Below are 9,057 nucleotides of genomic sequence, written 5' to 3' on the forward strand. Positions count from 1 at the left end.
CCCGAGGGCGCGGTCACGCGCCGACGACGTCGCCCAATGTGCAAATGAATTCGCACCTACAAAGATATTGCCGCCCCCTGCCCCACGGGCTATGTTCGCCGCTCGCAAGGCCGAGGGGAGAGCCATGTTCGCCTACCGTTGTTCGCGATTTTTCGTGCTGGTGTTCGCCGCGCTCGGCAGCCTGGCCGCGCTGGCCGCCCCGCCCGCCAGCGACGGCAAGGACGACCTCTCCCCGATCGCCGACAGCGAATGGAACCGCGCCCACGCCGCCCACCTGCTGGAACGCGCCGGCTTCGGCGGCACGCCGGCCGAGATAGACCGCCTCGCGCGCATGACACCGCGCCAGGCAGTGCGTCACCTGGTCTACTTCGAGGGTGTCGATGCTGCGGCCATCAAGGCGCAGCCGCCGTTTGATGAATCCGGTATTTTCGAAGCGGGACTCGATCCCTTTCCGCCCAGCCGTCCGGCCACCACCGAACTCGCCAAGGCCAAGGGCGAGGCGCTCGGCGTCAAGGTCAAGGCCGGCGGCAACCGCCCCTACCAGCCGGTGGTCGACAAGTTCTTCTACTGGCTGCGCGCCAGCCGTCTCGAGACCGACCGCGTCGCCTACTGGTGGGCGAACCGCATGGTGTCTTCGCCGACGCCGCTGAAAGAAAAAATGGCGGTGTTCTGGCACGGCCATTTCACCAGCAGCGAAGAGAAGGTGCGCGACTACCGCAAGATGCTGCGCCAGCTCGAACTGTTCCAGTCCCAGGGCCTCGGCAATTTCCGCACGCTGCTGATTGGCGCGGCGCAAGACCCGGCCATGCTTGCCTATCTCGATGCGGGCGTGAATGTCAAAGGCGCGCCCAACGAGAACTTCGCCCGCGAGATCATGGAAATGTTCACCATGGGCGTCGGCAACTACAGCGAACACGACATCCGCGAAGCGGCGCGCGCCTTCACCGGCTGGTATTACAGCGGCCTCGAATTCAAGTTCGACGCCGCCAAGCACGACGACGGCGACAAGGAGTTCCTGGGCGCGAAGGGCAACTTCGACGGCATCCAGGTCATCGACCACATCCTCGCGCAGCCGGCCACCAGCCGTTACATCGCCGCGCGCATCTACCGTTACCTGGTGCGCGACGATCTGTCGCCCGAACTCAGCAGCGCCCTGGCCGAGCGGCTCAAAGCCGGCAACTACGACATCGCGGCCTACCTCGAGATGCTGTTCATGTCGCGCGACTTCTACAGCCCGGCGTCGGTCGCGACGCGCATCAAGAGCCCGGTGGAACTCGTGATCTCGACCTATCACAAGCTCGGATTGAAGAGCGTGCCGGGCGCACCGGACTTCAACTTGCTCACCGAGTCTCTCGGGCAACGCCTCATGCATCCGCCGACCGTCGCCGGCTGGAGCTACGGACGCAGCTGGGTGACACCGAGCTTGCTCATCGAACGCGGCAACTTCGCGCTCGACGTGATGTTCCCGGACATCAATTTCATCGCCGCCGACCGTTACCCCGTCTATCCGACCGGCGACGAGATCCGCCAGGTGCATGAACGCATCCGTGCCGGCATGGACATGACCGCCGCCACCGCGCCGGTCGCCAAGGACATGGGCAAGAACGGGATGGCGATGTCCAACCAGGTCGAGCACGCCGAGGAGTTCAACACCCGCTACGGGAGCTATCGCGGCTGGCAGATGGCGATCGAAAGGGTCAAGCCAATCCCGCGCGACGCGCCGCGCGTGGAACTGACGCGCATGGTGATGGGCAACGAGCTCGCGACGCCGGCCGCGGTGGTGGATTACTTCAGCGCGCGCTTCCTGTCGGTGCCGCTCGATGGCGCCACGCGTCGGAAGCTCATCGACAGCTTCACCGCCGAACTCGGCACCAGCGACGTGCTCGCCGCCGCGAGCTACATGGAAGATCCGCTGCGCGTGCTGCTGCACCTGCTGCTGAGCCGCCCCGAGTACCAGTTAGGTTGAGGATCGCCACCATGATGAACCGTCGCCAACTCCTCACCCGCCTCGCCGCCCTCGGTGGCGGCGGCCTGGTCGCCGGCGCCGTGCCCGGCATCTTTCAACAGGCGCTGGCCGCCGATGGCGCCGCCAACGAACGCATCCTGGTGGTGTTCGAAATGTCGGGCGGCAACGATGGCTTGAACAGCATCGTGCCCTACGCCGACGACACCTACTACAAGCTGCGCCCGCGCATCGCCATCAAGAAGGACAAGCTGCTCGCGCTCGATGACCACTTCGGCTTCAACCCCGGCATGCTCGGCATGCAGCGCTTGTGGAACGACGGCAAGCTCGCCATCGTGCACGGCGCGGGTTATGCGCAGCCCTCGTTCTCGCATTTCACCTCGATGGCCTACTGGCACACCGCCGCGCCGAATTCCGGCGATGAATACGGCTGGTGCGGCCGCCTGGCCGACACCCTGGCGCCCAAGCCGGTGCCGAACTTCCTGGTCAATGTCGACACCACCCAGAGCCTCGCGGTGCGCAGCCGCGTGCACACGCCGGTGGTGTTCGACGAACCGGAGCGGTTCGCGCGCCTCGGCATGAAACAGGAACGCGCGGTGCTCGACTACGTGTCGAGTTCGGCCGGCGGCAACGCAAGTCTCGAGTATCTCGAGCAGGTGGCGCGCAGCGCCGACGAGGCGTCGCAGCTGGTGCGTGACGCGTGGGCGAAATACAAGACGCCGGTGGACTATGGCCTGGTGCCCGCGCAATTGCCCAAGGTCGCGGCCTGCATCGCCGCCGGCCTGCCGGCGCGCATCTACTACCTTGCGTACCGCAACAACGCCTTCGACACCCATGTGCAGCAACCCGATCTGCACCAGCGCCTGCTGAGCTACGTGGCCGATGGCATCCACGGCTTTCAACGCGATCTCGAGCGCCTGGGCGTGGCCGACCGCGTGACCACCATGATCTTTTCCGAGTTTGGTCGACGTGCACCGGAAAACACCAATGGCGGCACTGACCATGGCGCCGCCAACAACATGTTCATGGTCGGCAGCAAGGTGCGTGGCGGGCATTATGGCCAGCCGGTCAGCCTCACCAATCTCGACGAGGGCGACAACCTGGTCTACACCACCGACTTCCGTCGCGTGTACGCCACCGCCATCGACCACTGGCTGCAGCCGGGCGCCGCCAAGGCGGTGCTCAAAGGTGAATTCGAGAGCTTGCCGATTTTCGGTTGAGGACTTGCGCTCTCGATCCGCGTGCGCCGCCGGCGTGGCGCACTTCATTCCATTCTCGTCGCAAGGGGAAAACCCATGAGTATTTATGAACGACGCACCTACTCGGTCATCGTCGGCCAGATGCAGGAAGTCATCCGCGTCTATTCCGAAGTCGGCTACCCGATGTTCGAGGCCGGTGGATTCGCGAAGAACCTGGTGGGTTACTTCATCAGTGACACCGGTCCGCTGCATCAACTCATCCACATCTGGCGCTTCGACGACGACGCCGCGCGCCGCGCATTCTGGCAGCGGTTGTATGGCCATCCCGACTTTGCGGGCTTCGCCAAGCAGATCCGCCCGCTGCTGCATGCGCAGGAAAACCAGTTGATGGTGTCGGCGCCGTGGGGGCCGAAACCCTGAACTTCCGCGCTGCGACGGGCCGGCGCAAAATCGGTCCGCCGCGGCGCGCGAATTGCCCGTGCTGCATGGCGCGCATACCATGCACCGACACCCATCCCACCCCGTCAACGCCCCGGGAGGCCCCATGGATTCCGAATCATTGAAAGCGCTGCAGGCGCCGCTGAAGGATCAATACCGCACGCAGCCTGAAGCCGCGCTCATCACGCTGTGCGCCGAGTCCAACGGCATCGATGGCGTGGCCTGCAAACTGTCCACCAGCAAGGGCATGGTGGAAGCCGGCCTGCATCCCGCCACCGGCGGACCGGGCACCCAGGCCTGTTCGGGCGACATGCTGCTCGAAGCGCTGGCCGCCTGTGCCGGCGTGACCCTGCAGGCAGTCGCCACCGCGTTCGGCGTCAAGCTCACCCGCTCGACGGTGCGCGCCGAGGGCGACCTCGATTTTCGCGGCACCCTCGGTGTGGCCAAGGACGCGCCGGTCGGTTTTCGCGACATCCGCCTCACGTTCGACATCGCCGGCGACGCGCCGCAAGAAACCCTGAAGAAAATCGTCAGCACCAGCGAGCGTTACTGCGTGGTGCTGCAGACCATCCAGCAGCGCCCCAACATCTCGGTCGAAGCGCGCCTCGCCTGAGGCCGGCGCGCCCGGCGTCCGCGCGCCGTTACTGGATCTCCAGGCTGCGGGCGACACAGCGCCCGCTCGGTTCGACGAAATAGCCGACCAACACTTCGAAATCGCTCTGCTTGGCGGCGAGCAACATCGCCAAGGTGTCGACGCTGTCCAGGGGTTGGGCAAAGGATACCGGCCGCGCCGTCGTCACATACGTCGGGTCGAGGGTGCAGCCATCGAAGCTACCGCCGTCGGCACGGCCGAACTTGACGATGCTGACGCCGACCCCGTTCTTCGGCGAGATGCGCAGCTTGCCAATCTTGGTACGGGTGACGGCACTGCTGGCCGCCGTGGAGCTCACGACCAGCGCGGTGAAGAGCGCGGTAAGAATCAGTTTGCGCATGCTCGACTTCCTTTTTCGACTGAGTAGTTCGACGACAGTAGCACACGCGTGCGCCAGCACCGTCGACACCACCCTTCGTGGAGGGGGTGAGGCGCGATCGCTGTGCTAGACTCCAGGCCAATCCAGGCACCCTCCCGGCCGTCATGCAGTTCGTCCCGTGCATGGGTCGGATACGTGCCGGCCCGTCCACGATGCATACGCCGCCAAGCCACGGTTGCCTCGCGCGCCGGGGTGGCAGGCCGACAGGAGCCCATCATGTTGCAAGGCAAGCGTGTAGTCGTCACCGGCGCCAACGGCGCGCTCGGACGCGCGGCGGTGGCATTGGCCGCCGAGTACGGCGCCGAGGTCGTCGAGCTCGATCTGCGTTTCGACGGCACGCCCGGCGCGCATCAGCATGCGCTCGACCTCACCGACGCCGACGCCACCCGCGCCTGCCTCGCCGCCATCGGCCGCATCGACGCGGTATTCAACATCGCCGGCGGCTTCGACATGGGCCCCATGGTCCACGAGACCACGCCCGAGCAATGGCAGCACATGATGCGCATGAACGTCGACACCGCGCGCAACGTCATCGCCGCCGTGGTGCCGGGCATGCTGGCGCGCGGCCGCGGCAGCATCGTCAACGTCGGCGCGCTGTCGGCGCGTGAAGGCCAGGCCAACATGGGCGCCTACTGCGTGGCCAAGAGCACCGTCATGCGCCTGACCGAAAGCCTGGCCAAGGAACTGCGCGCCAAGGGCATCAATGTCAACGCGGTGTTGCCGAGCATCATCGACACCCCGACCAACCGCCGCGACATGCCCGATGCCGATCACAGCCGCTGGGTGGCGCCGCGCGATCTTGCCGCCGCCATGTGTTTTCTCGGCTCCGACGCGGCGCGCGCCATCCACGGCGCGCTGTTGCCGGTCAGCGGGCTGGCCTGAGTCATGCCCATGAGCATCCGCGACCAGGCCTGCGTCACCGGCATCGGTGAAACCAAGTACACCCGCGAAACCACCCGCACCCAGGCCGAGCTGACCTTCGAAGCCGCGCTCGCCGCAATCGCCGATGCCGGCCTCGAACCGAAGGACATCGACGGCGTGGTGCCCTACGTGATGGGCGGCGTGATCGCCGAGGATTTCATCACCAATTTCGGTTTGCCGGACCTGCGCTACTCGGCGCTCACGCCAATGGGCGGCGCGAGCTCGGTGGCGGCCCTGCAGAACGCCGCCCTGGCGGTGGCCGGCGGGCTTGCCAACCACGTCTTGATCACGCTCGGCCGCGGCGCACTGTCGACCGGACGCATCACCGACAGGATCGGCCAGATGCCGCAGTTCCGCGTGGTCGGTGAATTCGAGATGCCGATGGGCACCGTCGCGCCCGCGCAGTTCTATGCGCCGATGGCGCGCCGTCACATGGAACTGTATGGCACCACCAGCGAGCAGCTCGGTGAAATCGCCGTGACCTTCCGCAAGCATGCGCTGCTGCACGACAACGCCATGATGCAAAAGCCCATGACGCTGGCCGATCACCAGGCCTCGCGCATGATTGCCGATCCGCTGCGCCTGTACGACTGTTGCCTGGAAAGCGCGGGCGCGGCGGCGGTGGTCATCAGTCGCGCGGACCGCGCGCGCGATCTGCGCCAGCCGCCGGTCTACATCGGCGGCGTCGCCGAAGGCCATCCCGATTCGCCGAGCACCATCACGCAGCGCCCGGACATCTGTCGCATCGGTCTCGCCAAGGCCGCGCCCAAGGCCTTCGCCATGGCCGGCGTCACGCACCAGGACATCGACGTCGCCGAGATCTACGACTGCTTCACCTACATCGTGCTGTGCCAACTGGAAGACATGGGCTTCTGTGCCAAGGGCGAAGGCGGCGCCTTCGTGCAGGGCGGCCGCATCGCGCTCGGCGGCGAGCTGCCGGTCAATACCCACGGCGGACTGTTGTCGCAGGCGCACATCGCCGGCATGAACCACATCGTCGAACTGACCCGCCAGCTGCGCGGCCAGGCCGGCGCGCGCCAGGTCGCGAACGCCGAGGTCGGGCTCGTGACCGGTTATGGCGATCTCGGCGATGGCTCGATTGCCATCCTTCACCGTTGAGCAGCGCCATGAATGCACCGAACTACGACAAACCACTGCCCGACATCACCGCCCTGACGCGTCCGTTCTGGGACGGCCTGCGCGAGCATCGGCTGGTGCTGCAGGCCTGCGCGCGCTGCCACACCGTGCGCCACTATCCACGGCCGGTGTGCGACCGCTGTTATTCGATGGAGAGCGTGTGGGTGACGGGCAGCGGCCGTGGCACCCTGCACAGCTGGACGGTCAACCACCATCCGTTTCATTTCGCCTTCAAGCGCGAGAGCCCGTTCATCACCTCGACGGTGGATCTCGCCGAAGGCGTGCGCATGCAGGCGCCGCTGCGCGACGCCGATGCGAGCCAACTCGAGTTGGGCATGCCTGTCGAATTGGTATTCGAGGACATGACGCCGGAGCTGACCTTGCCGGCGTTTCGTCTTGCTTGACGGCGCACTAGCGCCGCGACATGGTAGGTGCGAATAAATCCGCACCTGCAGGGACATCATGGATACGCTGCTCACCGATGACATCCGCGCCTGGATCGGGCGCAGCGACGCACCGCAGACCATCGAGGTCACGCGGCGTGACATCATCAAGTACGCGCTCGCCAGCGAGCAGTCGCTGCCGCGTTACCTGAATGGCGACGAAGCGCCGCCGATGTTCCTGTTCGGCGCCGACAGGCCGCTCACCGCGCTGGCCGAGCTCGGGCCCGATGGTTTGCGCCAGGACAACCTGCTGCCGCCCCTGCCGCTCAAGCGCGTGATGGCGGGCGGTGTGAAACAGCGCTATCAGCGCGCCATCGTGCCGGGCGACGTGCTGCACATCACGCGCACGGTCAGCGATATTTTCGAAAAGCAGGGCGGCAGCGGGCCCTTGATCTTCGTCGTCTACGACATCGAGGTGCGAGACGCCGCCGGCGCGCTCGTCATGCAGGAAACCCAGACACGCATCATTCGTTGACCATGCCCACATTCGATACCCTGACGGTCGGCACCGAATTGCCATCGCGCAGCCACACGGCGAGCAATGTTTCGCTGTTCCTGTACAACGCCGCGATCTGGAATCCGCATCGCATCCATTACGACGAAAACTACACGCGCGAAGTGGAGAAGCATCCGGGCATCGTCATCGACGGCCCCCTGCAAGGCGACTGGCTGACGCAGGTGGTGACGCGCTGGCTGCAGGATGACGGCGAACTGCTCGAATTCGAATACAGCAACCGGCGCGCCTCCTATCTCGGCGATCGGCTCACCGCCAGTGGCCGCATCGTCGCGCTCGACGCGGCGCGACGCGAAGCGAGCCTCGATCTCGCCATCACCGACGAGAGCGGCCACATCACCACGCCCGGTCATGCACTGGTGCGGCTCAGGCGCTGAGCGTTCGAGCGCGGGATCGCCCCTGATCGGGATCAATACGCATCGCCCCGCGTGGCGCGAGCATAGAGACCAACGCCACCAGCCGAGGTCTTGCCATGTGCTACAAGGATATCGTCGTCCAGATTGCCGATGGCCCTGACTGCGCAACGCGTCTCGCGCTGGCCTTGAAGCTCGCCACGCTGCACGGCGCCCATCTCACCGGGCTGTACGTGGAGCCGCCCTTGCCGATGTCGGCCTTTCCCGAGATCCCGGTGCCGGTGGAGATCATCGACGCGCAGGAAGCAGCCGCCGCGCAACGCCTTGCGGCACTCGAGCAGCAGTTCGCGCAGGCCGCCCGCCAGGCCGGCGTCAGCGCCGAATGGCGCGTGTCCCATGCCGACGCGGTGACCGCGCTCAACGTCAATGCACGCTACGCGGACCTGTTGGTGACCGGTCACAGCGAAGACAGCAACGTGAGCTGGTTCGACATCGCCGCCACCAAGCACATCGCGCTGGAGTCCGGTCGACCGGTGCTGGTGGTGCCCTGCCATGCGGCGGTCGCGACTTTCGGTGAGCGCGTGCTGGTGGCCTGGAACGGCAGTCGCGAAGCGGTGCGCGCGGTGCACGATGCCCTGCCGCTGCTCAAGCGCGCGGCCTTCGTGCAGGTGGTGGTGATCAACCCCAGCGTCGGCTACGGCGATCACGGCGCCGAGCCGGGCGCCGACATCTGCCGACACCTTGCCCGCCACGGCATCCAGGCCGAAGCCTATGTCGGTCACGCCGACAGCCAGGCCATCGGTGCGGCCCTGCATCAGCAGGCCACCGCCATCGGCGCTGATCTCGTGGTGATGGGTGCCTACGGCCATTCGCGTTTTCGCGAACTGGTGCTGGGTGGCGTGACGCGACACCTGCTGCAACACCTGCCGGTGCCCATGCTGATGGCGCACTGAAGCCGCGGTCGCGGACGCGCGGGCAGCGAGCATGGGCAACCTCTCCCTGGTCGACGAGCTGCTGGGCGCGGACGCCGGCGCCGGCACGCGCGGCGTGGCGGATTT

Annotated in this window: 11 protein-coding genes; 10 read left to right on the forward strand and 1 reads right to left on the reverse strand. The window is 66.3% G+C overall.

Annotated features, from left to right (window positions below; all coding sequences use genetic code 11):
• Positions 1-124: 124 nt before the first annotated feature.
• The 4 genes from IPM80_19785 (at position 125) to IPM80_19800 (ending at position 4,213) form a co-directional block, all read left to right on the forward strand.
• Positions 125-1,966 (forward strand): DUF1800 domain-containing protein, encoded by a 1,842-nt coding sequence (locus IPM80_19785; GenBank protein MBK8960593.1) that lies wholly within the window; start codon positions 125-127, stop codon positions 1,964-1,966.
• A 14-nt stretch (positions 1,967-1,980) separates the two neighbouring features.
• Complete coding sequence (locus IPM80_19790) at positions 1,981-3,183, forward strand: DUF1501 domain-containing protein (GenBank protein ID MBK8960594.1); 1,203 nt, start codon at positions 1,981-1,983, stop codon at positions 3,181-3,183.
• A 75-nt stretch (positions 3,184-3,258) separates the two neighbouring features.
• The gene (locus IPM80_19795) at positions 3,259-3,582 is read left to right on the forward strand and encodes an NIPSNAP family protein (GenBank protein MBK8960595.1); all 324 of its coding nucleotides are present in this window, start codon (positions 3,259-3,261) and stop codon (positions 3,580-3,582) included.
• A 124-nt stretch (positions 3,583-3,706) separates the two neighbouring features.
• Positions 3,707-4,213 carry an OsmC family protein gene (locus IPM80_19800; protein ID MBK8960596.1) on the forward strand — a complete coding sequence of 169 codons (507 nt, stop codon included), beginning with the start codon at positions 3,707-3,709 and terminating at the stop codon, positions 4,211-4,213.
• A 28-nt stretch (positions 4,214-4,241) separates the two neighbouring features.
• Here IPM80_19800 and IPM80_19805 read toward each other — a convergent pair whose 3' ends face one another.
• Positions 4,242-4,592, reverse strand: coding sequence for a hypothetical protein (locus tag IPM80_19805; GenBank protein MBK8960597.1), 351 nt, complete (start codon positions 4,590-4,592; stop codon positions 4,242-4,244).
• A gap of 252 nt (positions 4,593-4,844) precedes the next feature.
• Between IPM80_19805 and IPM80_19810 the strand changes: the two genes are divergently transcribed.
• From IPM80_19810 to IPM80_19835, 6 genes are all read left to right on the forward strand, one after another.
• Positions 4,845-5,513: an SDR family oxidoreductase gene (locus IPM80_19810; protein MBK8960598.1), complete on the forward strand. Its 669-nt coding sequence runs from the start codon at positions 4,845-4,847 to the stop codon at positions 5,511-5,513.
• Positions 5,514-5,522: 9 nt separating this feature from the next.
• Positions 5,523-6,671: a thiolase family protein gene (locus IPM80_19815; protein ID MBK8960599.1), complete on the forward strand. Its 1,149-nt coding sequence runs from the start codon at positions 5,523-5,525 to the stop codon at positions 6,669-6,671.
• Between the two features lie 8 nt (positions 6,672-6,679).
• Positions 6,680-7,093 (forward strand): Zn-ribbon domain-containing OB-fold protein, encoded by a 414-nt coding sequence (locus IPM80_19820; protein ID MBK8960600.1) that lies wholly within the window; start codon positions 6,680-6,682, stop codon positions 7,091-7,093.
• Positions 7,094-7,151: 58 nt separating this feature from the next.
• Positions 7,152-7,607: a MaoC family dehydratase N-terminal domain-containing protein gene (locus IPM80_19825; GenBank protein ID MBK8960601.1), complete on the forward strand. Its 456-nt coding sequence runs from the start codon at positions 7,152-7,154 to the stop codon at positions 7,605-7,607.
• A gap of 2 nt (positions 7,608-7,609) precedes the next feature.
• Positions 7,610-8,023, forward strand: a complete 414-nt coding sequence (locus tag IPM80_19830) for a hypothetical protein (GenBank protein MBK8960602.1) — start codon at positions 7,610-7,612, stop codon at positions 8,021-8,023.
• 95 nt (positions 8,024-8,118) lie between these two features.
• Positions 8,119-8,952 (forward strand): universal stress protein, encoded by an 834-nt coding sequence (locus IPM80_19835; protein MBK8960603.1) that lies wholly within the window; start codon positions 8,119-8,121, stop codon positions 8,950-8,952.
• Positions 8,953-9,057: the final 105 nt, after the last annotated feature.

The sequence above is a fragment of the Pseudomonadota bacterium genome, assembly GCA_016719885.1.
Lineage (GTDB): Bacteria > Pseudomonadota > Gammaproteobacteria.